Here is a 21,945-nt window from a genome sequence, read left to right on the forward strand (position 1 = left end):
GCCGGAAGGGGGTTGCGGCCGAACGCGCAGGCGAGGGGCAGTTACGACCCAGTGAGTGAACGCCCGCCCGGCGACCCTCTTGCTCAGGGCCATCCGGCGCTCGGCCGGTGGCCCGTGCATCTCAACGGCACCTACCTGGGAGCAGAAAAGCCTGCGACCGACTCGTCAGCCGTGACGAGTGGCCTCAATGGGGTTTCGGGGCCTGTGGCACGGTCGAGGGGTGCGCACGTCCGGGCGCCGGCCGGTTCGCCGTGGTGAGGCCGTGCAGGACCTCGGCCTTGATCGTGCCGGGCGTCAGGGCGACGGCTTTCGGGACGCCCGCGTTCCATTCCTGCGCGAACTCCTTCAGCCCGTTGCGGAAGGCGCGGCGGAGCACGAACCCGCCGAGCACGGCAGCGACCGCGGCCGGCAGCCGGGCCCAGCCGCGTCCCCGGGCGGTGACGGCGACCTCCGTCGTCCAGCGGCCGTGCTTCGCCTCGGTCATCCTCACCTGCAGGGCCGCCTTGACGAGCGGATGGCGCAGCTCGGCCGTCAGCGGCGCCCGGCTGCCGGGCTCCGCGGCCCACCACGCCCGCAGATCGAGCGCGCCCTTCGCCCGGCCGCGCCGGTACCGGGCCCAGGAGCCGGCCCCGCGGAAGTCCGCGGACCACCGCAGCGCCGCCGGCCCGTCAACGGACCGCAGCTCCCCTTCGCCGCGCACCCGCAGCTCAGGGGCTTTCCCGTCGTACCGCACGCGGATCGCGGAGGACCGGTCCCATGCCTTGACGTCCACGCGGTGGGTGGCCGGTACGCCGTCGGCGTCGGCGTCCTCGATCAGGTATCGGGCTCCGGCCCCGATGTGATGCCCCGCCGTGATCCGCACGCCCTGAACGCACGCGGTCCCGGCGAACAGCCGTCCGCGCTCCTCCCGCAGCTCCTCGACGGCGTCCACCACGGCCGCGAGCGCTGCCTCCAGCCACTTCCGTGGCACGGGTTCCAGCACGACCGTATCCCGAAGCGTCACCATCCCCGGATCGTGACAGCCCCTCCGCTCTCGCGGAAGAGCCGGCACCCCCTGGTCACGGTGCTCCGCGGCGATCCCCTGCGACCCGCAGCGCCGGCACCACTGATCGGGTTCAACGGCACGGCAGGCGAGGACGGCACGGTCGGGGTCGAGTCGTCGCCCGGATTCTCGAGCCTCGGGCGCAACCGCGGTCTTCGGGGGCCGGTGATCGTCCGATGGCGTTCGGCCTGTCAGGCGCGGTCGTGGAGAGTGATCCGGTAGCCGTCGGGGTCGGCGAAGGTGAATGTCCGGCCGAAGGGGCCGTCAATCGGTGCGGAGACGATGGTGTGACCGTCGGCGACGAGAGCATCGTGAATGATTTGAACGTCTGTGGCGTGGAGCCAGATCGCGGCACCGATGCCGGGCTGCGCAACGGATGCGAGATCGGTGCCGGGAACGACGTCGCGGAGCGCGAAAGCGATCGGCTTCGTCTCGAAGACGACGGCGTGCGGAGGTCCGGTCGGCGAGCGGACGAGGCCGAGGTACTGCTCGTAAAACGCCTGCGAAGCGTCGAGGTCGCGCGCTTGGAGCGAGATGAAGTCGGGGCCGGTGGCGGGCATGACGATATTCCTTCCTTGCATGTCAGTTTTCTGACACAGGCCAATCTATGTCAGAATGCTGACATGAGTCAAGACGGTGCCGGCGTCGACCTGAGGACGTCACTGGGATACCTGCTGAAAGAGGCGTCGAGCGCCCTGCGCGCAGCCATGGAGGAGGTGCTGCGGCCGCTCGGGATGAGCGTGACGCACTACTCCTGCCTCGAGCTGCTGGCTCAACGACCGGGCTTGTCGAACTCCGAGCTCGCGCGGGGCGCGTTCGTGACCCGGCAGACGATGAACGTGCTGCTCCAGACCCTGGAACGAGACGGCTACGTGACCAGGCCCGCGGAGGCACCGGTTGGAAAGGTTCTTCCCACGCGGCTCACGCCTCGCGGACGACGGAGCCTTGAGAAGGCGACCGTAGCGGTCCGGTCCGTCGAGGTCAGAATGCTGGCCGGCATGACCGAGACCGAGCAGTCGGACGCGTTCCGGATCCTGCAGAGCATGATCCATTCCCTGCGCGACGGCAACGACGGCGCATAGCCCGTTCCCCATGGACGCCACCACGCAGGTCGCCCGCATCGCCGGGGCCGCGCGGGTCGGGCGACGTGGGCGCGTGCCCGCGTTTTGGGAGCGCTTCCGCAAGTGGAAATGGATGCCGCACAGGGATTTCGCACCTCCCTCATGCTGGTTACGCTTGAGCCCGGCTGTGCGTGGGAGCGCTCCCATAAATACCCGCCGCAGCCGGCCTTCACCCTCAGAGGGCCCTCTCCCCCCACGAGAGCACGGAGGACGACTGTGACACCCCCCATCCGCACCCCGCGCCCCGAAGCGGCGGCTGCGGCCCCCGCGCACAGGCCGCGACTGCGCACGGCCCTGGCGATCGGCCTGGCCGCCGGCCTCGCGGCCGCCGGCCTCGTGCTGGGCACCGAGAACACCGCGGGCGCCGCGCCGCAGGGCAGCCTCCCCGCCGGCACCCAGTTCTACAAGGACCCCAACTCCCAGGTCGTCCGCTGGGTCGCCGCCAATCCCGGCGACTCCCGCCAGCCGGTCATCTCCCGGCGGATCGCCTCCCAGCCGCAGGGGATCTGGTTCGCCAACTACAGCCCCTCCACCATCACCAACGACGTCAGGGCGGTCACCACGGCCGCGGCCTCCGCCGGACAGGTGCCGGTGCTGGCCGTGTACGAGATCCCCAACCGTGACTGCGGCGGCGCCTCCGCCGGTGGCGCGCCGGACCTGGCTTCGTACGACGCCTGGGTGCGCAACTTCGCCGCAGGGCTCGGCAGCGGGCAGTCGGTCATCATCCTGGAGCCGGACTCCGTCTCCCTGACCACCTGCCTGTCCGCGCAGCAGCAGAGCGACCGGTTCGCCTCGCTCTCCCGGGCGGGCGCCGCCATCCACGCCGCCGCGCCCAACGCCAAGGTCTACATGGACGGCGGCCACTCGGCCTGGAACAGCGCCTCGGAGCAGGCCACCCGGCTGCGCAACGCCGGCATCCTGACCAACGCCGACGGCTTCTTCACCAACGTCTCCAACTTCAACACCACGGCGAACGAGGTCAACTACGCCAAGAACGTGCTGGCAGCGCTGGGCAACCCGGCCAACCTGCACGCCGTGGTGGACACCAGCCGCAACGGCAACGGCCCGGCCGGCGGCGGGGCGTGGTGCGATCCCTCCGGCCGGGCGATCGGCACCTATCCCACGTCCAACACCGGGGACCCGGCGATCGACGCCTTCTTGTGGGTGAAGCCGCCGGGCGAGGCGGACGGCTGCGCCGGCACCGCGGGCACCTTCATACCGGACGTGGCCTACCAGCTGGCCTCCGCCGGAGCGTCGGACCCGACGACCGGTGGAACCACCACGGGTGGAACCACGACCGGCGGAAGCACGACCGGTGGAAGCACCACGGGTGGGACCACGACGGGCGGGACCACCACGGGTGGAACCACGACAACCGGGGGCACGACCACGGGCGGTACGACCACGGGCGGCACGACCGGCGGCACCGGCACCCCCGGCTGCAAGGTGACCTTCACCCCGCAGACCTGGACCGGCGGCTTCACCGCCAACGTCACGGTGGCCAACACCGGTTCGACCGCGGTCAACAGCTGGAAGCTGGGCTTCACCCTGCCTTCCGGCCAGACGGTCACCAGCGCCTGGAACGCGACGGTCACCCCGAGCTCGGGCGCGGTCACCGCCTCCGGCCTCTCGTACAACGCCCAGATCCCGGCCGGCGGCTCCCAGTCCTTCGGCTTCCAGGGCACCTTCTCGGGCAGCTACGCCCAGCCCGCCGCGTTCACCCTCAACGGCGCCACCTGCACCGTGTCCTGACCCACCCCCCGCACCATCCGTACAGCCACGGCGGCCGCCCCGGACACCATCCGGGGCGGCCGCCGCCGCGCAACCGATCAGGTCGGCCGCGCAGTCCTCGGCGGCCTCGATGGCCGCGCGGCCTGGACGCGTGACCTCGTGTACTGCGCTGGCGTGGAGAGCGAAGCGGTGATTCAAAAGCAGCGTTCCACAAGGTCCTGCCATGCCTGCCCGATCCGTGCCGCGACGCCCTCGGGGGTGCTGGCGAGTTCGTCGGACGACAGATAGAGCAGGACCGGGCCGTCGAGAGCGCCCGCCAGTTGGACGACGAGCATGCCCAGGTCGGCACCGCCGAGGTCCAACTGTCCCAGCAGCATGCGGATGTGGACGTGCGACATCGGTGTCCGGGGGCCGGTGGGCACCGGCTGGCTGCCGTCGAGAGCGGCGCGGGCCATGTCCCGGCGCTCGATCAGGAAGACGGCGCGCGCCCAGCCGTACGCGATCAGGCGGTCCACAGGCGGGGCGCCGGGACCCAGCGGAGGCGGCCCGGAGAGCACCTGCTGCTGGAAGACCTGCTCGTCGTCGTCCAGCAGGGCCCGGAAGATGCCGGCCCGTGTGCCGAACCGCCGGAAGACGGTGCCCTTGCCCAGGCCCGCCCGCTCTGCCAGCGCATCCATGGTCAGCCGGTCGGCGCCCTGCTCGGCCAGCATCTGACGGGCCGTGGCCAACAGGTGCAGCCGGTTACGGGCGGCGTCCGCCCGTTCGGCCGGTGCCGCTCCCCACGCCGCATCCTGGCCCACGAGGGCACTCTACCCGAGCTACAATCGGGGTAAAGTCCGTTTACGGAGGGCGCACCCGGTGCCGCAACGAGCGCCGGGCCAGGCCCCGATGATGGGAATGGATGGTGCGCACATGCCACTCACCGGTGAGTACGAGCCGAGCGCAGTCGACTTCGCCCGTGACCAGGTCGAGCTCTTCGAGCGCACCGGCGGGGCCGAAGGCAACCTCAACCACGCCGGCAAGCCGGTGATCGTGCTGACGATGCTGGGCGCCAAGAGCGGGAAACTTCGCAAGACGCCGCTGATGCGCGTGGAGCACGACGGCGAGTACGCCCTCGTCGCGTCACTGGGAGGGGCACCCAAGAACCCCGTCTGGTACTACAACCTCACCGCCAACCCGCACGTCGAACTCCAGGACGGCCCGGTAAAGAAGGACTACCGGGCTCGTGAGGTGCACGGCGAGGAATACGACGTGTGGTACGAACGGTCTGTCGCGGCGTGGCCGGACTACGCCGAGTACCAGAAGAAGACCACAAGGAAGATGCCGGTCTTCGTGCTCACGCCCCTCGATGCCTGAGCGCAGGTGCGCGGCCGGCGAAGTGATGTGGCACGCGCGTGGCGGTCGGATCATGCCCGCGCGCGGTCCCGCACAATGATCTTTCCGGTGTTCCTGCCGTGCAGCATGCCCAGGAACGCGTCCACGATGCTCTCGAATCCGTCCACCACCGTCTGGTCCAGCGCGAGCCGGCCGCTCTGCAGATGGGGGACCGCGAAGTCGTACAACTCGTCCTGCAGGTCGCGGTAGTTGCTGACCAGGAAGCCCTCCATGCGCAGGCTCTTCTCCACGACGTCCGAATAGTTGACGTGCGGCGGGGGCGCGTCCGGGGTGTTGTAGCGGCTGATGGTGCCGACCCGGACGATGCGCCCGAACTCGCGCAGCGCGCCCACCGCGGCGGCCAGGTGCTCGCCGCCGACATTGTCGACGAAGACGTCGATGCCGTCCGGCGCGGCCTTGGCGAGCAGTTGAGCGACAGGGCCGTCGTGGTAGTCGAACGCCGCGTCGTAGCCCACCTCCCGGGTCAGGTGATCGACCTTGGCCGCCGAGCCCGCGCTGCCCACGAGCCGGCCGGCGCCCAGCAACCGGGCGAACCGGCCGGTGGCCGTGCCGACGCCGCCGGCCGCGGCGCAGACGAAGAGGTCCTCGCCCTCCCGGAGCCGGGCGATGCGGGTGAGGCCCACGTAGGCGGTCAGTCCGGTGCCGCCCAGGACGCTCAGGTAGGCCGTCAGCGGGACCCCGTCGAAGCGGGGGAGTTCACGGATCTCCTCGGGCCGGACCACGCAGTGCGTGCGCCAGCCCTGCCGGTGGAAGACGATCTCGCCCTCGGCCAGATCCGGCGTCCGCGAGGCGACGACGCGCCCGAGAGTCCGGCCTTCGAGCGGCGTGTGGAGCGTGAAGCCGCCGGGCACGTCGTCCATCATCTCGCGGTGGTACGGGTCGACGGACCAGTAGAGGTTCTCCACGAGCGCGGTGCCGACCGCGGGATCGGGAATCGCGGACTCGACGAAGGCGAAATCCTCGGCGGTGGGGAAGCCGTGGGGGCGGGCGGTCTGCTGGACGGCGATCGCGCTGTCGGTCATGGCGGGACCGTAGGACGGGAATGGAGCCCTCGGGCAGGCGGTTGGGCTCATGCGATGCCCCGTTCCATGAGCAGTTCTCATACCCTGAGGTGAGCGCCCCGTGGCCCGCACGACCGGCACCGATCTCGCTCCGCACGAACTGCGCGTCCTGGTGGCGGTCGCGGACGCCGGCGGCTTCTCGGCCGGGGCCCGGACGCTCGGCCTGACACAGTCCGCGGTCTCCCACTCGATACGCGGCAGCGAACGCAGGATCGGCGCCGTTCTGTTCGAACGCGGCCGCGGCGGTGCCAGGCCCACCCCGGCGGGCGAGAAAGCTGTGGCGCACGCGCGCCGCGTCCTGCGGCTGCTGGACATGCTCGTCGCCGAAGCGCGGGAAGCCGCCCGGCCCGAGGCGACACAGGGGCCCAAGGGCCCGCTGCGGATCGCCGCCTTCCGCAGCACCGCGCTGCACCTGCTGCCGCCGGTCCTGCAGCGCCTGCGCGCACGGCATCCCGGGATCGAGCCGCAGGTGCGGATCGTCCGCGAGCTCGGGCGCGGCACGGCGGGCGAAGTGGCCGACGGGCGGTCGGACGTCGCCATCGCCACCTTGGACGCATCGCGGCTCCCGGCGGGGCTGGTGGCGAGCGGACTCTTCGAAGAGAGCTACTGCCTGGTGCATCCGGCCGGGCACCCGGTTCCGCGCTCGCTGCCGCTGGTCGACTGGGCCGAGAACTGCGGCTCGTACACCCGCGCCTGGTGGGCCGCGCAGGACTGGATCCCCAGGGCCACGATCGAAGCCGAGGACGACGGAGCAGTGCTCTCGCTCGTGAGCCGGGGGCACGCAATGGCGATCATGCCCGCGCTCTCCCTGACCGGAGCACCGGACTCGATCGAGATCACCGACCTCGGACCGGATCGCCCGACCCGCCGCGTCGGCTACGTGACCACCCCGGAACTCGCCGGCTCCGCCGCCGTGCGCGCTCTGGTGCGGGAACTGCGGTCCGCCGGCTCCGCCCTGTGACGGGCAGGCTCCGGCGAGGCCACGCAGGGGCCCCCGAGAACGGATAACGCTGCGTGCGGAGCCCCTCTGGCGGCGCAGTCCTTCACGGCCGTGAACACGGAGCGGCGCTCACACTCCTCGAATTATCGATGGGCTGACCTCAACGAAACGAGGGCCAAGGCTGTCTTTCCAGGGAATCGCCGCCGAAGCGGTCCCGTTGAGGACGTCGACACATTCATGCAGACACATCTGGATGGCTCAGCCATGTCATCGGCGACGAACGAAGGAACCCGAATCAGGGAAAAGGTGAAGCTCCCTGTAGCCGGCCTCCTGGCGTTCTTCACTGCGGGCCTCCCAGGAATCATCGACGGAACGATTCCCGCGGGTCTGCCGCCGGACATGTCTCATGGCGATTCCCACCCGAACGCCGCCATGAAGAGTGTCGAACGTATGTGTGCCCGAGGCCGTTGCCATGAGGAGACATCCCGGTGAGCCAGTTGTTCGAGCCCTACCAGTTGCGATCGTTGACCATCCCCAATCGCGTGTGGATGCCGCCGATGGCCCAGTACAGCGCGGCGTCGGAAGGGCCGGCCACGGGTGCCCCCACCGACTGGCACGTCGCACACCAGGGCGCCCGCGCGGCCGGCGGCGCCGGCCTGATCCTGACCGAGGGCACAGGGGTGAGCCCGACCGGCCGGACCACCCCGTACGACCTGGGCATCTGGACCGACGCGCAGCTTCCCGCGTTCCAGCGGATCACCGGCCTGATCACCTCGCTGGGTGCCGTGCCCGGCATTCAGCTGTCGCATTCCGGCAGCAAGGGGTCGACCGACCGTCAGTGGCTGGGCAGCAAGCGGCTCGGTCCGCAGCAGGGCGGCTGGCAGCCGGTCGGCCCCGGCGAACTGACCCTCGCCGACATCGACCGGATTGTCGAGGAGTTCGCCGCGGCCGCGCGTCGCGCAACCGCGGCCGGGTACCGGGTGGTCGAACTGCTCGCCGGGCACGGTTATCTGATCCACCAGTTCCTGTCGCCGTTCAGCAACCACCGCATGGATTCCTACGGCGGCTCGTTCGAGAACCGCATCCGGTTCGCTCTGCGGGTCGTGGACGCCGTGCGTGCCGTCTGGCCCGAGGACCTCCCGCTCTTCGTCCGCGTCTCCGCGACGGACTGGCTCACCGAGAACCCGTCGGACGATCGCGAGGGCTGGACCGTGGACGACACCGTCCGCCTCGCGAAGGTGCTGGCCGACCACGGCGTGGACCTGCTGAACATCTCGAGCGGCGGCATCGTCCCCGACGCGAAGATTGCGGTCGGCCCCGGCTACCAGGTCCCCTTCGCCGCGCGGGTGAAGGCGGAGACCGGAGTACCGGTCGCCGCCGTCGGCATGATCACCGAGCCCGAGCAGGCCGCCAAGATCCTTGCCAACTGCGAAGCCGACGCGATCCTGATGGGCCGTGAACTCCTGCGTCACCCGACCTGGCCCATCGACGCGGCCAAGGCACTGGGCGGTCAGATGCGGATCCCGCCCCAGTATCACCGCGCATACTGACATCTTGCGGTAGAAACCGATCCAGGCGCCCCGCCGGTCGCCGCCGCGCTGCGCGAGTCCGCCTCACGCGCCGACACCCTGCTGTCGTTCAGCCCCGAGTGCAAAGGCACCCCGTTCCGTGCTGAGGGGGCCGGTGCGTCAGCCGGTCGCGAGGTGGGGGTGGACCTCTTCGACACGGTCGCGCTTGGTGTACATGTCCCAGTAGAGCGAGGCGATGTCGGCCGGGTCGACGCGTGGATGCGCGGCGGCGAGGGGGTCGCCGGCTGCCGTGGCGGCCTTTTCGGCCTCGCTGCCGGTGATGAACGCGGCAACGGACAGCGTCCCTGCGTAGATACCGGACTCGGCGAGTTCCCCGTTGAGGGAGTACAGCCAGTTCCGGGCGGCGGCCATCAGCGGGCCGACGCCGCTGGCATGGGGCATGGGGTGGACCGCGGTCGCGCCGGTGGTCATCAAGAAGGCGCCGTCGCCGCGCTCCTTCCACTCCGCGAGAACGGACTGGACGATGGCCAGCGGGGTGAGCACGAGCAGCGGAATGCCCTGGACCAGGGTGGCCGGTTCGAGCTGGGCGGCCGGGGTGAATCGGACGCTGGGGATCGGGCCGTACTCGATCACGTCGATCCGGCCGAACCGCTCGCGGATGGAGTCGACCACTGCCGGGATGTCCTGCGGCGCGGACAGGTCCGCGATGAATCCGGCTGCTTCGATGCCCTCGGCGCTGAGTTGGTCGACCAGGACATCGAGGCGGTCCTTGCGTCGGGCCACCAGGGCGACGCGGAAGTCCTCTTGGGCGAAACGACGAGCGACGCAGACGCCGAGGCCGGGGCCCGCACCGAAGACGGCGATCACTTTGGACATGGATACTCCTTCAAATGCCGTGGCAGTGACGATGAATGACGGAGGGCCCGGCCAGATCGCTACTTCATGGCCCGACCTGCAATTCATACTGTTTGTTCGTAACGCCATGATGGGCCAGTATGGAAGGCGATACAAAAGGCACATCGGTGTGCGCGACGGAGAGGAACGGGCGCCATGCAGGACAGCGCGGATATCGGGATGGCGGCCGCGGTCGGGCCGTGCGCGAGCATCCCCGCCGATCACATGGACTTCATCCGCCAGGTGCTCGACCGGGTCGGCGACAAGTGGAGCATGTTGATCATCGCCGTCCTGGAGGGCGGCCCGACGCGCTACACCGACTTGCAGCGCCAGATCCCGGGCATCTCCCAGCGCATGCTGACCCACACCCTGCGCCAGCTCACCGAGGACGGCCTGATCACACGGACCGCCTACGCCGAGGTGCCGCCGCGCGTCGAGTACGCCCTCGCCCCCCTCGGCGGCGGCCTGAACGAGATCGTCAAGCAGCTGATCGGCTGGGCGGCCGACCACCACGACGAGATCCGCGCCAACCGCTCCCGTACGGGCACCGCCGCCTCCTCGTCCCGCTCCTGAGCCCCGGCGCCCACCGGCACTCGGGGATGCCGGGCGGCCTGGGCGAGGAAGCCGCCCGGCCCGCTGCCGCACCGAGTCGCCGCCGTCGTCGTCCTCGTCGAGGTGGACGGTTGCCGGAGCCGGATGTGTCACCGCGGTGCAGTGCCGGGTCTCACCGGGGAGGTGCGATCCAGCCTTCGTGTTCGTTCGGGGGAGGGCCTGGAGCGTTGCCGTGGTGTCAAGGCCCGTCCAGGGCTGCGGCGGGTGTCCGGTACGGCTTGACTCTGCATAGGTCGGCTCGAAGCTGCATCCGATCCAGCAGTGGCCGGTGTGACCTTGCATCGAGGGGCCGGACAGCAGGTCGCGGTGCTCGGAAGTCCCTTCGAGAATCTGCTGCTTGCCGCCCGCGACCGTGCTGACGGTGTGCGTACCGCCGAGCTCCTGCTCCAGCTGGGCGACCTGTGTGACGGCGGACATGGAAAGCGGGTGGACCAGGCCGGGCAGGACGGCCGGGGCCGGCACGGTGCGACGCGCGGCTATCCGTGGATCATCGTGGCAGGGTCGACGATGCGGTCGAACTCCTCGGCGTCGACGGCGCCGGAGGCCAGCGCGGCCTCACGCAACGTGGTGCCCTCGTCGTCCGCCTTGTGCGCGATCGCGGCTGCCTTGTCGTAGCCGATGACCGGGGACAGGGCGGTGACCAGCATGAGCGAGCGGTCGAGGTAGGCGTCGATCCGGCCGCGATCGAGCTCGGTGCCCTCGATGCAGTACTGGCGCAGCTTGACGCATGCGTCGGCCAGGACGGTCGCCGCGTGCAGGAAGTTGTTGATGATGACCGGGCGCATGGCGTTGAGCTCGAAGTTGCCCTGGGACGCGGCGACGGCGATCGCCGAGTCCTCGGACAGCACTTGGATGCACACCATGACCATCGCCTCGCACTGGGTCGGGTTGACCTTGCCCGGCATGATCGAGGACCCGGGTTCGTTCGCCGGCAGGACCAGCTCGCCCAGACCGCAGCGCGGCCCGGAGGCCAGCCACCGGATGTCGTTGGCGATCTTCATCAAGGACACCGCCAGGGCGCGCAGCCCGGCCGAGGCGCCGGCCATCGCGTCCAGTCCGCCCTGGGCCGCGAACTTGTTGGCGGCGGTGGTGAACGGGCGGCCGGTCGCCGACGCGATCTCGGCGGCGACCTGCTCCCCGAACCCGGGCGGTGCGTTGAGGCCGGTGCCGACCGCCGTGCCGCCCGCGGCGAGTTCGTACAGGCCCTGCGCGCAGGACGAGGCGCGGTCGACGGCCTGCGCCAACTGGTGGGCGTAGCCGGACCATTCCTGCCCGACGCCGAGCGGCACGGCGTCCTCCAGGTGCGTGCGGCCGATCTTCACCACCTCGCGCCACTGGTCCGCCTTGGCCTCGACGGCCTCCTGGAGCGCCCGCACGCTGGGCAGCAGGCGCTCGTGGACGGTCTTGACCGCCGCGATGTGCATGGCCGTGGGGAAGGTGTCGTTGGAGGACTGCCCCATGTTGACGTGGTCGTTGGGGTGGACCGGGGTCTTGCTGCCGAGTTCGCCGCCGACGAGCTGGATCGCGCGGTTGCTGATCACCTCGTTGGTGTTCATGTTGGACTGCGTGCCGGACCCGGTCTGCCACACGTACAGCGGGAAGTGGTCGTCGAGGTCGCCCGCGATCACCTCGTCCGCCACCTTCCCGATCAACTCCGCCTTCCAGGACGGCAGTCGGCCGGCGCGGCCGTTGACCGCGGCGGCGGCCTTCTTGACGTGGCCGTAGGCGTGGTAGACGGCCTTGGGCATCCGGTCGTCCCCGATGGAGAAGTGGATCAGCGACCGCTGGGTCTGCGCGCCCCAGTAGCGGTCCGCCGGCACCTCCACGGCGCCCATGGAGTCGGTCTCCCGCCGGGTGCCGGACGCATGCAGGCCGATGGGGACGTCGAGAACGTCGGGGGCCTCGCCGTTGCCCGCGCCGGCGGGCTGCTTCCGCGCGGTCATGACGCACCTCCGCCGGCGTAGACCGGCTCCCACATGGCCGCCCGGACCGCCTGGGCGGGGTCGGCCGGTGCGGTGGTGGCCACTGCCTCGTCGATCGCGGCCCGGACGACGGCGGTCGCGGTGTTCGCGGACGACTCGCGGAGGTCCGCCACCGGCGGCAGCAGGGAGGCACCGGGATGTGTCGCGTCCACTTGGCCCGCGACCGCCTGCGCCGCGGCCAGCAGCATGCCCGCCGTCACCCGCTCGGCTCCGGAGACGATCGTTCCCAGGCCCACCCCCGGGTACAGCAGCGCGTTGTTGGCCTGCGCGATCCGGTACGTCGTGCCGTCGTATTCCACCGGTGGGACCGGGATGCCGACGGCGACCAGAGCTTTGCCCCGGGACCAGGTGATGACGTCCTGGGGCATGGCCTCGATACGGGAGGTGGGGTTGGAGATCGGGAAGATGATCGGGCGCTCGGTCCCCTCGGCCATCGCCTCGACGACCTCCCGGGTGAACGCCCCGTGCACGGTGGACGTGCCGAGCAGGATGGTGGGCCGGACCCGGCGCACGGTCTCCAGCAGGGAGGCGGCGCCGTCCTTTCCGGTGGCCCAGCCGGCCGTATCGGCCGGGTCGCGCGCGTAGGGCCGCTGGAAGTCGCGCAGGTCGGCCATGCCGCGGGTGAGCAGTCCCTGCTTGTCGACCAGCCACACCTGCGCGGTGGCGTCCCCGGGCTGCGTGCCGTCACGGACCATCGCGTCGCGCAGCTCGTCGGCGATGCCGACCCCGGCGGTTCCCGCGCCGAAGACGACGAGCTTCTGGTCGCGCATCGGCACGCCGCTGACCTCGACCGCCGACAGCACCGCGGCCAGCGTGATCGCGCCCGTGCCCTGCATGTCGTCGTTGAAGATGCGATAGGTGTCGCCGTACTTCTCCAGGATGCGGCGGGCGTTGCCGGGGCCGAAGTCCTCGAAGTGCAGCAGGGCGCCCGGGAACATCGACGAGGCGGTGCGCAGGTACTTCTCGATGAACGCGTCGTAGTCGGCGCCGCGCACCCGGGTGTGCCTGTTGCCCAGGTACAGGGGGTCCTTCAGCAGTGCCTCGCGGTCGGTGCCCACGTCCAGGGACACCGCGACCACGCGCCGCGGATCGATGCCGGCCGCGGCGGTGTACACCGCGAGCTTGCCGACGGCGATCTGGATCCCGCCCACGCCCTGATCGCCGATGCCCAGGATCTCCTCGGCGTCGGTGCACACGATCAGGTCCACGTCCTGTGGTCCCAGCCCGAGTGTGGCGAACGCCTTGCCGATGTCGTCGGGCCGGTCGACGGACAGGAACACGCCCCGCGGACGGCGGTATTCGTGGGAGTACTTCTCGATCGCCTCGCCGACCGTGGGGTCGTAGACGATCGGCAGCAACTCCACCAGGTGATCGGTGAGCACCTTGTAGTACAGGATCTCGTTGCGGTCGTGGAGCTGCTCCAGGTAGACGTTCTTGGCCAGGTCGTCTTCCTGCTCGAGCATTTGCTGATACGCGCGCTCCGCCTGCTGCTCCAGCGTCAGCACCGCGGACGGCAGGCGCCCGGTCAGCCCCAGCCCGTCCCGCTCGGCCTGCGTGAACCCCACACCCCGGTTACCGAACGGATCGGCCAGCACGCTCGGAGTGACGGGACTGCCCTTGCTGTTCCTGGTCACGATGATCTCCATGCGCGATACATCTGCACCAAGCCCGACCAGGCACCTCGCCACGCCTCCTTCCAGCCTGCGCCCGAGGAGGCGGGACCGCTCGTCGATCTTCGGGCGACAGGCTCAAGCGCGAGTCATCTGCCGGGCCACGCCTGCCTGATGTCACCGCTGCCCGTCGGGGAGATCGGGTGGGGGATCGGGTGTGGGCTGCTGGGCGCGGGTGGCGCGCCGAAGACGAAGACTGGGGAGCGCCGCAGGGGAAAATGGCGGCGCCCCCGCGCAAAGGCGCCGCCGGTGCCGGCCCGTGTACGCGTGCTCGTCGACCCTGCGAAGGCGCCACGGCCGCTGCTGATCGGCTGGGCGAAAGCCCCTCGGCCAGGACCCGCTTGCCCAGTCCCGATCGTGTCTGCGGTCAGCGGGCTGGTCTGCATGGGGACTCCGCCCGAGTACCGGTCGAGAGAGCGACGGATGTGACCGTGCGCGCGGGCGCCAATGGCTTTGGCCGCTGCCCGCGGGCGGCGGATGCCGGACCGGCAGGATGGACGGCATGAACTCGGTATCCGACGATCACAGCGGCCCTTCACGACCGCCCCGGAGCGGCCCCCGCGGACCTGTCGTGCGCCTTCCCCATGAGCGGATCCAGTTCGCCCGCATGCGCAGCAGGCAGGACCGGGTCGCCGACGCGATCACCTCCTTCGCGGGGACGATGCAGTTCGTCTACCTCCACGCCGTCTGGTTCGCCGTATGGATCGCGCTGAACCAGGGCCTGCTGGGAGAGGGCGCGATCTTCGACCGGTATCCCTTCGGGCTGCTCACCATGATTGTCAGCCTGGAGGCGATCTTCCTGTCCACGTTCGTCATGGTCAGCCAGAACCGCCAGGCGGCGCGGGAGAATCTTCGGGCCGACCTGGATTTCGAGACCAACCTGCGGTCCGAGGTGTGGTCGGTCCACATAGGCAAGGCGCTGGGTCTGGACCCTCGGGAAATCGAGCAGCATGTCCAGCAGATCATCACGCAGAGCAAAGCCGGCATCGACGCCACGCAGCGCGGGACACCGGTCGATCCCGCGGATCTATGACCGCAACGTTGATCTACGGCTGTGGCCAGGCCGCGCGGGAGCGCTTGGCGCCTCGGCCAGCGGGAGTACCGCGGCAGTCGGCCGCGCCGGGAGCGGGCCCCGTCTGATCCGTCCGGCACCGTGCGGCGGGAGGGGTGCGCCGTCGGACGGTGGTGCCGCCGGGTTGCGGGTGGGTTGTCACTGGGGGGTGCAAGACTCACCGGGCAGTGCTGCCGCTCGACAGGGAAAGCGCCGGTGGGGGAGACGGGCTCTGCCATGCCGGCCGTACCCGCAGCCCCCGGCCCCACCGATCTCACGCATCACCAGCTCGGACCCGCATCAGAAAGGCAGGACCCGCCATGTCGACACAGGGATCCGCGAGGGAGCCCGCGGCCGAACTCGACGCACGCTACAGCTCGGCGACCAACCCGCGTCCCGGCGCCGAGGACACCGAGGCCATCGGGTGGGAGGAGGCACAGCGACTCCTGGCCGCCGCGGAGATCTTCTGGGTGTCGACGGTGCGGTCTGACGGCCGGCTCCACGTCACGCCGGTGATCGCCGCCTGGCACGAGGGGGTGCTCTATTTCGGGACGGGTCCGGCGGAGCAGAAGGCGAAGAACATCGCGCACGACGGCCACTGCGCGCTGACCACCGGCGGGAACTCCCTCACCGAGAGCCTCGACCTGGTCGTCGAGGGCACGGCCCGGCAGGTGTCGGACCCGGCGCGCATCGAGGAGGTGGTCGCCGCGTTCGAGGCGAAGTACGGCGCCCACATCACCTCGCCCGAGGGCACCTTCCACGGCATCGGCGACACCTTCCGCAAGGGCGACACCCTGCTCTTCGCGGTGGAGCCGTCCACCGCGTACGGCTTCGGCCGCCAGGGCGGCGGGTTCAGCCACACGCGCTGGCGGTTCTGACCACGGGAGCCGGGCCACCGGCCAGCCGACCCGCCGCAGGCATCCCGCGGGCCGACGGCGGATCGCCGACCGGCACCTGCGGACCGACTGCGGACGGGCCACCGGGCTCGCAGGTCGCCCCGCGTGAGCGGTCGGTCGGGGCGGTGCAGGAGGGTGCGGGCCTGGTCGGTGGCGGCGGGGCGGGACCGTTCGCCGTCGGGCCCTGTGCCTGCAGGAGGGCGCGGCCGGCTGCTCACCGGCTGCCACCGCAAGGGTCACCGCATGGTGGTGATCAGCCCGGCGTCGATCGTGACGTCCACGCCGGTGATGTTGGCGGCGCGCGCTCCGGCCAGGAAAGTGACCAGGCCCGCGACCTCTTGCGGGGTGGTGAAGCGTCCCAGCGGCGTGTCGCCGACCGCCTGCGCCGCGATGTCCTGGGCTCGCCGGCCGGTGGCGTTCGACATGGTCCTGGCGACGCCGCTGTCCCCGAGCCACAGGCCCGTGGCCACCGGGCCGGGACTGATCGAGACCACGCGGATGCCTCGAGGGCCCAGCTCTTTCGACAGGCTCTTGGCGAAGTTCGTCAGGGCCGCCTTGACCGCCGAGTAGTCGATCACCAGCGGATCGGGAAGGAAGGCGTTCACCGAACCCATCATGACGATCACACCGCTGCCTTGCTTCACCATGGTGGGGACCGCCGCGGGGGTGGTACGTACGGCTGCCACACAAAACTGACGCGGGAGCTGTGATGCCGCGCGCGGGAAGGGAGCCGTCGCGGCACGCCGCGGTTCCGTGCGTCCTGCGGCGGGGACTTCGGCGCACGGGACACAGCACCGCGCTGCCGCCCCCGCCGGCCACGGCCTGGGACGCCGCCGGACGGCCTGTGCCGTGGTACGCCGATGGTTGCAAAGGCATGCGCCACCAGGCGCCGTACGCTGTCCCGGCAGTCGGGCGTGCGGTACTGATTGTGCCGTGACGAACAAGAGGTTGAACGGATTGGCTCAGCCATGACCGGGCCTCCTCCGAGCCCCGGCCCGGACAGACCGCTGCGGCTGGAAGACGCCGGCGAAGCCGCGTCGGCCTGGGTCACCCTGCTGACCACCGAGCACTACAACTTGCAGACCCAGCGTGCTGCCACGATCGGCGAGGTCAACGGACGGGCCAGCGTCTTCCTCGGCGCTGTGTCGGCCGGCCTCATCTCCCTCGGGTTCTACGGTCACGCCGGGCGCAGCGGGGGGACCGTCACCTTCTATGTGCTGGTGCTGTCGTCACTGGCGTTCCTGGGCGTGGTCACCTTCCTGCGATGCCTGGAAATCTCCATCGACGACCGGCAGTTCACCATCCGCATCACCAATCTGCGGGCCGTCTACGCGCAACTGGTACCCGAGCTGTCCCACACGCTTCTGGAATCCACCGGCGCCGAACAGGCAGTGGTCATGCTCACCCCTCGACGGCAGCCGTTCCAGCGGATGCTGAGCGTCGCGGGCAGTATCGGCGTTGTCACCAGCGTCATCATCGGTGCCGACATCGGCGTCCTGACGTTCGGACTTGGCGCCCCGCTGGCCGCTGCCCTTCCGATCGGAGTAGGGGCCGGACTGGTCGCGCTCTGTACGAGCGTCCGGTTCCAAAGCGCCCGCTGGCGCGGTTCCTACGCCTCCGAACCCGCCCGCAGGAACGTCTGAATGCTCTGACCGCTGGGGTTCAGGAGCACAACGCGGTCGTCACCGCGGCCTTCACGTCGGCCCTCACCCGGCTCGCGTCGGACTTGGCGGCCCGTGGTGGACCGCAGAAGCCGGGCCCGCCGCCGCCGGAGGAGGGCGTGCCGCGGGCCCGGGACGGGTGCAGGTCAGCCCTGGGGGTAGGCGCCGGCCGCGATGACGGGCGACAGGTCGAAAACGCTGACGACCTCGGTGATCCTGCCGTCCTTGACGGTCAGGTATTCCATGCCGCGGAAGTCCTTGGCGAAGGGCACGTCGACCTTGTAGAGGGTCGCCGCGTGTGTGTCGTCGCTGACCAGTACGTCGAGGAGCCGGCCGCCGGTGAGACCGGCCACGAACGGCGCCAGGAACTGGCGGTACCCCTCCACGCCTTCGATGTGGCCGCCCGGTGCCTCACACACGACGTCGTCGGCGATGAAACTCAGCGCCTTCTCGGCGTCGCGGGCGAGCCAGGCACGGACGTACTCCTCGGCGGTCTCTCGGGCAGTTGCGGCGGCGGCAGTCATGACAGGTGATTCCTTCCTGGTGGCACTTTCCGCTCCCGGTGTCGGCCGCGCTCCCCGCGGGCGGGGCGGCTTCTCCGGTAGCGGCGGGCCGTGTCTTCTCACGGCCCTGCGACAGGAACTCTTCCTCGCCTATATGACATCCTCTGTCATATAGGAGGAGGAAATTCCGGAGCCATGAAGTCCGACCGCCTGCTCTCGATCATGCTGCTGCTGCAGACCCACGGGCAGCTGCCTTCCGCCGACCTGGCCGAGCGCCTGGAAGTCTCGGTCCGCACGATCATGCGCGACGTGGAGGCCCTGTCCGCCGCCGGCGTGCCCGTCTACACCGTGCGCGGCCCGCAGGGCGGCATCGCCCTGCTGCCCGGGTACCGCACCGACATCACCGGCCTGACCGCTGACGAGTCCCGCGCCCTGTTCGTGCTGATGTCCGGCTCGGCCCACGCCGACCTGGGCCTGGGCCAGGCCCTCGGCTCCGCCTTGCGCAAGGTCATGGCCGCCCTGCCCGCCCCGTACCGGCCCGACGCCGACCTGACCAGCCGCCGCATCCTCATCGACCCCGCGCGCTGGCGCGGCGCCCCGGGCGGTGACCGGCCACCGCCCGACCTCAGCGCCCTCCAGCGTGCCGCCTTCACCGACCGGCGGCTGCGGGTGCGATACCGGCGCGGAAGCGACAACAGCGTGAGCGCCTGCACGCTCGACCCCTACGGCCTCGTCAACAAGGCCGGCGTCTGGTACCTCGTGGCGGACCACCGCGGCGAGCCCCGGCTCTTCCGAGCGGACCGGGTCCAGTCCGCGACCGTCCTGAGCGAGCCGGCACGCCGCCGCGAGGGACTGGAGCTGGCCGAGGTCTGGGAGACCCTGCGCCGCGGCATCGACGACATCCCCATGCCCCTGGCCGTCACCGTACGGGTACGCGACGGCGTACTGCCCATGTTCCTGCGCGTCCACCAGGCAGACCTCGCCACGGGAACCGAAGACCCGCCGGACCCGGAGCCGCCGGCCGGGCCGAGACCAGCGGCGGCAAAGGGGCCCAAGACACCGGACGCGCCGGGCTGGACACGAGTCGAGCTGCGCTTCCGCTCACTGTTCGGAGCGCAGCCGCTGCTCGCCTTCGGCCCGGACGCCGAAGTCCTCGCCCCCGACGAGCTTCGCCGGGACCTGGCCCGCAAAGCCGCGGCAACCGCCGCCCTCTACAACGCCCGCCCAGCCGACTGAGGCCTCTGGGCGAAGCGGTCCAGGCCGTGCCGGCCGGTCCGGGCGTCGGCCGCGCCGCCGATCTCCGGGCCGCTCGGGCGCCTCGCACGCGCTGGCGGTTTCAGGGGCGGGGAGTCGATGGCCGGGCCGATGGCGACTTCGCTTGGTGTCCGTCAGGTGAGGTGGGTCCAGATGCTCTTGACGTCGGTGTACGCCTCGATGGCGTCCCAACCCATCTCACGCCCGATGCCGGAGGATTTCATGCCGCCCCAGGGGGCCGCGGCATCCAGGGCCTGATGCATGTTGATCCACACGGTTCCGGCCTTCACCTCTTGCGCGAGCCGGTTGACCATGCTGATGTCGCGGGACCAGATGGCAGCCGCAAGGCCGTAGCCGGTGTCATTGGCGAGGGCGGTCAGTTCGTCCGGACTGTCGTAGGGCAGGACGGTCAGGACCGGACCGAAGATCTCCTCGCGGGCGATCCGCATGTCCTGCTGGACGCCGGCGAAGACGGTGGGTTCGTAGAAGAAGCCACTGGACAGCTCGCCGTCCGGCCGCTGACCTCCTGTCAGCAGGTCCGCGCCTTCCTGTTTACCGATGGTGACATAGCGTTCCGCCTGGTCGACCTGCTCGGCGGAGACCAGCGGGCCGAGTTGGGTCTGCGGGTCGAGGCCGTTGCCCAAGCGCAGGGTCCCGGCCGCGCCGGAGAGTTTCTCGGCGAACTCGTCATGCCGCCGGGCGTCGACGTAGAAGCGGGTGTAGGCGGCGCATGACTGGCCGGCGTTGATCAGCCCGCCCAGCAGATTGCCCTGGAGCACGGCGTCGAGGTCGGCGTCCGCGGCGATGATGCTTGGTGCCTTGCCTCCCAGTTCCAGGGACACCTTCTTCAGGTTGCGGCCGCACTCGGCGCCGATCTCCCGACCGACCTCCGTGGAGCCGGTGAAGGCGATCTTCTTGACCTGGGGGTGTCGCACGAGCGCACGGCCGACGTCAGGACCGCCGGTGACCACGTTGACCACACCGGCCGGGATGCCCGCCTCCTCGAAGAGTCCCGCCAGCCGCAGCGTGGACAGCGGCGTCTGCTCGGCGGACTTGATCACCACTGTGTTCCCTGCTGCGAGTGCCGGTGCGAGCTTCCACATGAGGATCATCAGGGGAAAGTTCCACGGCGCGATGAGTCCGCAGACTCCCAGTGGTTCGCGGCGGGTGCGATAGTCGATGTCCGGCACCGACAGGGGCGCGGTGATACCGGTGATTTTGGTGGCCCACCCGGCGTAGTAGCGAAGGTGCTCCACGGCGTTGGGCAGCGAAAAGCCTATGCTGATGGGGAGCGGCTGTCCCTGGTCCTGGGTCTCCAGGCGGGCTATTTCCGCTGCGTGCTCTTCCAGCAGATCCGCGGCCCGCAGCAGGAGTTTCGCCCTGGCGGCAGGCAGCAGTCCGCCCCACTCGTCCGAGGCGAAGGCTGAGTCGGCTGCCTGCACCGCAGCGTCTACGTCTGCCTCCGTCGCTTCCCGCAACTCGGCGAGGACCTCGCCCGTGGCGGGGTTCACAGACGTGAAAGCAGGGCCCCCACCTGCTGTCCACTCGCCTCCGATGAGCATCTCTGTGCGCATGGCCGCTCCCTTACGACTGTGACAGCTGCCCTCATTTTCACCGTAGGTTGGCCACGCGCGTCCCGCAATCCGCGAAAAGCGGGTCGCGCATTCAAACATGTTCCAGCGAACGAGCAACTACGGATGGCGTCTTTACCGTAACCGGAATTACTATTCGCGTGGGCTCGAGGGTGCTGGTCGGTGTCGAAAGGGCGTCCACTCGTATTGCTCGTACCGTTCGATGCAGGCGGTGGCCGGTGCCGCTGTCCGGGGTTCAGCGGGCGTTGACGACGACGCTTTCCCGTTGGAACCCTCGCGGTCGGGGGGCCCACATCCCCGAATGCGATGTCAGGAGTTGCCGGCGTCTACCGGTTGCCGACGTACTTCCACGAAGGCGACTGTGAAGACATGGCGTTCACGTCCGCCCACCTGCCCGGGCGCCGGCGCGACAGAAGCGCGCTCGTCGGGGAGCTGCTCGCTCATCCGCTCATGGACCCGCTCTGCCACGGCGAGCCCGTCCCGCTCGGCCCGTACCTCCGCCGGCCGCTTGGCCGGCTGATCTTCGAGTTCGTCCAGCTCCGCGCGCCGCGCGGTGATCTAGCGAGGTGCCGCGAGTACGTCCTGGAGTACGTTCTCGAGCGTGACGCGGGCCAGCTCGTGTCTCAGGGTCTCCTCGATGCCCTCGTAGATGCCCTGCATCGCCGGCTGGATGCCGTAACCCACCACGCATCCCTGGTCCGGGGTGGTGCGGTGCATCGCGAACAGCGGGCCGGGTTCCACTGCCTCGTACACGTCGAGCAGGGTCATCGACCCCAGCTCGCGCGCCAGCGACCAGCCCGCGCCCACGCCCCGCCGGGACTCCACGAGCCCGGCCCTGCGCAGCTCGCCGAGCAGCCGCCTGATCACCACGGGGTTGGTGTTCGCGCTGGTCGCGATCTGCTCGGAGGTGGCGACCTCATGGCCCTGGCGCTGGTAGAGGCCGATCCAGGCCAGCGCGTGGGCGGCAATGGTCAACCTGCTGTTGGCACTCATGAACCCCTCCTCTCGGCC

21 protein-coding genes are annotated in these 21,945 nt (G+C 70.3%); 10 read left to right on the top strand and 11 right to left on the bottom strand.

The features are described from left to right. Nucleotides 1-184 precede the first annotated feature (184 nt). Together ITX44_RS18985 and ITX44_RS18990 are read right to left on the bottom strand one after the other, a co-directional pair. The gene (locus tag ITX44_RS18985; RefSeq protein ID WP_205358458.1) at nt 185-1,006 is read right to left on the bottom strand and encodes a hypothetical protein; all 822 of its coding nucleotides are present in this window, start codon (nt 1,004-1,006) and stop codon (nt 185-187) included. 227 nt (nt 1,007-1,233) lie between these two features. After that, a complete protein-coding gene (locus ITX44_RS18990; protein ID WP_205358459.1) occupies nt 1,234-1,602 on the bottom strand; it encodes a VOC family protein in 369 nt (122 codons plus the stop codon). Between the two features lie 63 nt (nt 1,603-1,665). On the opposite strand from ITX44_RS18990, the gene ITX44_RS18995 reads away from it, so the two are divergent. Both ITX44_RS18995 and ITX44_RS42655 read left to right on the top strand, forming a co-directional pair. After that, entirely contained in the window at nt 1,666-2,124 is a 459-nt protein-coding gene (locus ITX44_RS18995; RefSeq protein ID WP_205358460.1) for a MarR family winged helix-turn-helix transcriptional regulator, read from the top strand. 255 nt (nt 2,125-2,379) lie between these two features. Beyond that, nucleotides 2,380-3,915 carry a glycoside hydrolase family 6 protein gene (locus ITX44_RS42655; protein ID WP_307795354.1) on the top strand — a complete coding sequence of 512 codons (1,536 nt, stop codon included), beginning with the start codon at nt 2,380-2,382 and terminating at the stop codon, nt 3,913-3,915. A gap of 173 nt (nt 3,916-4,088) precedes the next feature. Here the strand turns inward: ITX44_RS42655 and ITX44_RS19005 are convergent, their stop codons facing one another. Further along, nucleotides 4,089-4,694 carry a TetR/AcrR family transcriptional regulator gene (locus tag ITX44_RS19005; RefSeq protein WP_307795355.1) on the bottom strand — a complete coding sequence of 202 codons (606 nt, stop codon included), beginning with the start codon at nt 4,692-4,694 and terminating at the stop codon, nt 4,089-4,091. A 112-nt stretch (nt 4,695-4,806) separates the two neighbouring features. Here ITX44_RS19005 and ITX44_RS19010 point away from each other — a divergent pair, with 112 nt between their 5' ends. Next, nucleotides 4,807-5,250, top strand: coding sequence for a nitroreductase family deazaflavin-dependent oxidoreductase (locus ITX44_RS19010; protein WP_205358461.1), 444 nt, complete (start codon nt 4,807-4,809; stop codon nt 5,248-5,250). A 50-nt stretch (nt 5,251-5,300) separates the two neighbouring features. Here the strand turns inward: ITX44_RS19010 and ITX44_RS19015 are convergent, their stop codons facing one another. After that, a complete protein-coding gene (locus tag ITX44_RS19015; protein WP_205358462.1) occupies nt 5,301-6,311 on the bottom strand; it encodes an NADP-dependent oxidoreductase in 1,011 nt (336 codons plus the stop codon). A 100-nt stretch (nt 6,312-6,411) separates the two neighbouring features. On the opposite strand from ITX44_RS19015, the gene ITX44_RS19020 reads away from it, so the two are divergent. Both ITX44_RS19020 and ITX44_RS19025 read left to right on the top strand, forming a co-directional pair. After that, complete coding sequence (locus ITX44_RS19020) at nt 6,412-7,311, top strand: LysR family transcriptional regulator (protein WP_205358463.1); 900 nt, start codon at nt 6,412-6,414, stop codon at nt 7,309-7,311. 467 nt (nt 7,312-7,778) lie between these two features. After that, a complete protein-coding gene (locus ITX44_RS19025) occupies nt 7,779-8,840 on the top strand; it encodes an NADH:flavin oxidoreductase/NADH oxidase (RefSeq protein ID WP_205358464.1) in 1,062 nt (353 codons plus the stop codon). Between the two features lie 138 nt (nt 8,841-8,978). On the opposite strand, the gene ITX44_RS19030 is transcribed toward ITX44_RS19025, so the two are convergent. After that, nucleotides 8,979-9,695 carry an SDR family NAD(P)-dependent oxidoreductase gene (locus ITX44_RS19030; RefSeq protein ID WP_205358465.1) on the bottom strand — a complete coding sequence of 239 codons (717 nt, stop codon included), beginning with the start codon at nt 9,693-9,695 and terminating at the stop codon, nt 8,979-8,981. 174 nt (nt 9,696-9,869) lie between these two features. On the opposite strand from ITX44_RS19030, the gene ITX44_RS19035 reads away from it, so the two are divergent. After that, the gene (locus tag ITX44_RS19035; protein ID WP_205358466.1) at nt 9,870-10,286 is read left to right on the top strand and encodes a winged helix-turn-helix transcriptional regulator; all 417 of its coding nucleotides are present in this window, start codon (nt 9,870-9,872) and stop codon (nt 10,284-10,286) included. Nucleotides 10,287-10,801: 515 nt separating this feature from the next. Here the strand turns inward: ITX44_RS19035 and fumC are convergent. Both fumC and ITX44_RS19045 read right to left on the bottom strand, forming a co-directional pair. Then, nucleotides 10,802-12,268, bottom strand: coding sequence for a class II fumarate hydratase (gene fumC, locus ITX44_RS19040; RefSeq protein ID WP_205358467.1), 1,467 nt, complete (start codon nt 12,266-12,268; stop codon nt 10,802-10,804). Then, nucleotides 12,265-13,941: an NAD-dependent malic enzyme gene (locus ITX44_RS19045; RefSeq protein WP_307795356.1), complete on the bottom strand. Its 1,677-nt coding sequence runs from the start codon at nt 13,939-13,941 to the stop codon at nt 12,265-12,267. Before ITX44_RS19045 ends, fumC begins: the two co-directional genes overlap by 4 nt. 607 nt (nt 13,942-14,548) lie before the next feature. On the opposite strand from ITX44_RS19045, the gene ITX44_RS19050 reads away from it, so the two are divergent. Next, a complete protein-coding gene (locus ITX44_RS19050) occupies nt 14,549-15,010 on the top strand; it encodes a DUF1003 domain-containing protein (protein WP_307795357.1) in 462 nt (153 codons plus the stop codon). A gap of 338 nt (nt 15,011-15,348) precedes the next feature. Then, entirely contained in the window at nt 15,349-15,906 is a 558-nt protein-coding gene (locus ITX44_RS19055; protein ID WP_205358470.1) for a pyridoxamine 5'-phosphate oxidase family protein, read from the top strand. Nucleotides 15,907-16,160: 254 nt separating this feature from the next. Here the strand turns inward: ITX44_RS19055 and ITX44_RS42660 are convergent, their stop codons facing one another. Beyond that, the gene (locus tag ITX44_RS42660) at nt 16,161-16,610 is read right to left on the bottom strand and encodes an SDR family NAD(P)-dependent oxidoreductase (protein WP_307795358.1); all 450 of its coding nucleotides are present in this window, start codon (nt 16,608-16,610) and stop codon (nt 16,161-16,163) included. Nucleotides 16,611-16,892: 282 nt separating this feature from the next. Here ITX44_RS42660 and ITX44_RS19065 point away from each other — a divergent pair, with 282 nt between their 5' ends. Beyond that, nucleotides 16,893-17,567 carry a hypothetical protein gene (locus ITX44_RS19065; RefSeq protein ID WP_205358472.1) on the top strand — a complete coding sequence of 225 codons (675 nt, stop codon included), beginning with the start codon at nt 16,893-16,895 and terminating at the stop codon, nt 17,565-17,567. Between the two features lie 164 nt (nt 17,568-17,731). Here the strand turns inward: ITX44_RS19065 and ITX44_RS19070 are convergent, their stop codons facing one another. After that, nucleotides 17,732-18,109, bottom strand: a complete 378-nt coding sequence (locus tag ITX44_RS19070; RefSeq protein WP_205358473.1) for a nuclear transport factor 2 family protein — start codon at nt 18,107-18,109, stop codon at nt 17,732-17,734. A gap of 174 nt (nt 18,110-18,283) precedes the next feature. Between ITX44_RS19070 and ITX44_RS19075 the strand changes: the two genes are divergently transcribed. Next, nucleotides 18,284-19,324 carry a helix-turn-helix transcriptional regulator gene (locus tag ITX44_RS19075; RefSeq protein WP_205358474.1) on the top strand — a complete coding sequence of 347 codons (1,041 nt, stop codon included), beginning with the start codon at nt 18,284-18,286 and terminating at the stop codon, nt 19,322-19,324. Nucleotides 19,325-19,476: 152 nt separating this feature from the next. Here ITX44_RS19075 and ITX44_RS19080 read toward each other — a convergent pair whose 3' ends face one another. Beyond that, a complete protein-coding gene (locus tag ITX44_RS19080) occupies nt 19,477-20,916 on the bottom strand; it encodes an aldehyde dehydrogenase family protein (protein ID WP_205358475.1) in 1,440 nt (479 codons plus the stop codon). 576 nt (nt 20,917-21,492) lie between these two features. After that, complete coding sequence (locus tag ITX44_RS19085; RefSeq protein WP_205358476.1) at nt 21,493-21,927, bottom strand: Rrf2 family transcriptional regulator; 435 nt, start codon at nt 21,925-21,927, stop codon at nt 21,493-21,495. Between the last annotated feature and the right edge of the window lie 18 nt (nt 21,928-21,945).

Origin of the sequence: Actinacidiphila acididurans (assembly GCF_016918855.1) — a bacterium.
GTDB classification, from domain to species: Bacteria; Actinomycetota; Actinomycetes; order Streptomycetales; family Streptomycetaceae; genus Actinacidiphila; species Actinacidiphila acididurans.

What these genes read in the sequence shown, in the direction of transcription:
- ITX44_RS19015 (WP_205358462.1), bottom strand. Translation starts at nt 6,311, where the DNA reads ATGACCGACAGCGCGATCGCCGTCCAGCAGACCGCCCGCCCCCACGGC.
- ITX44_RS18985 (WP_205358458.1), bottom strand. Translation starts at nt 1,006, where the DNA reads ATGGTGACGCTTCGGGATACGGTCGTGCTGGAACCCGTGCCACGGAAG.
- ITX44_RS19075 (WP_205358474.1), top strand. Translation starts at nt 18,284, where the DNA reads ATGAAGTCCGACCGCCTGCTCTCGATCATGCTGCTGCTGCAGACCCAC.
- ITX44_RS19070 (WP_205358473.1), bottom strand. Translation starts at nt 18,109, where the DNA reads ATGACTGCCGCCGCCGCAACTGCCCGAGAGACCGCCGAGGAGTACGTC.
- ITX44_RS18995 (WP_205358460.1), top strand. Translation starts at nt 1,666, where the DNA reads ATGAGTCAAGACGGTGCCGGCGTCGACCTGAGGACGTCACTGGGATAC.
- ITX44_RS19055 (WP_205358470.1), top strand. Translation starts at nt 15,349, where the DNA reads ATGTCGACACAGGGATCCGCGAGGGAGCCCGCGGCCGAACTCGACGCA.
- ITX44_RS19010 (WP_205358461.1), top strand. Translation starts at nt 4,807, where the DNA reads ATGCCACTCACCGGTGAGTACGAGCCGAGCGCAGTCGACTTCGCCCGT.
- ITX44_RS19085 (WP_205358476.1), bottom strand. Translation starts at nt 21,927, where the DNA reads ATGAGTGCCAACAGCAGGTTGACCATTGCCGCCCACGCGCTGGCCTGG.
- ITX44_RS18990 (WP_205358459.1), bottom strand. Translation starts at nt 1,602, where the DNA reads ATGCCCGCCACCGGCCCCGACTTCATCTCGCTCCAAGCGCGCGACCTC.
- ITX44_RS19065 (WP_205358472.1), top strand. Translation starts at nt 16,893, where the DNA reads ATGACCGGGCCTCCTCCGAGCCCCGGCCCGGACAGACCGCTGCGGCTG.
- fumC (WP_205358467.1), bottom strand. Translation starts at nt 12,268, where the DNA reads ATGACCGCGCGGAAGCAGCCCGCCGGCGCGGGCAACGGCGAGGCCCCC.
- ITX44_RS19080 (WP_205358475.1), bottom strand. Translation starts at nt 20,916, where the DNA reads ATGCGCACAGAGATGCTCATCGGAGGCGAGTGGACAGCAGGTGGGGGC.
- ITX44_RS19030 (WP_205358465.1), bottom strand. Translation starts at nt 9,695, where the DNA reads ATGTCCAAAGTGATCGCCGTCTTCGGTGCGGGCCCCGGCCTCGGCGTC.
- ITX44_RS19035 (WP_205358466.1), top strand. Translation starts at nt 9,870, where the DNA reads ATGCAGGACAGCGCGGATATCGGGATGGCGGCCGCGGTCGGGCCGTGC.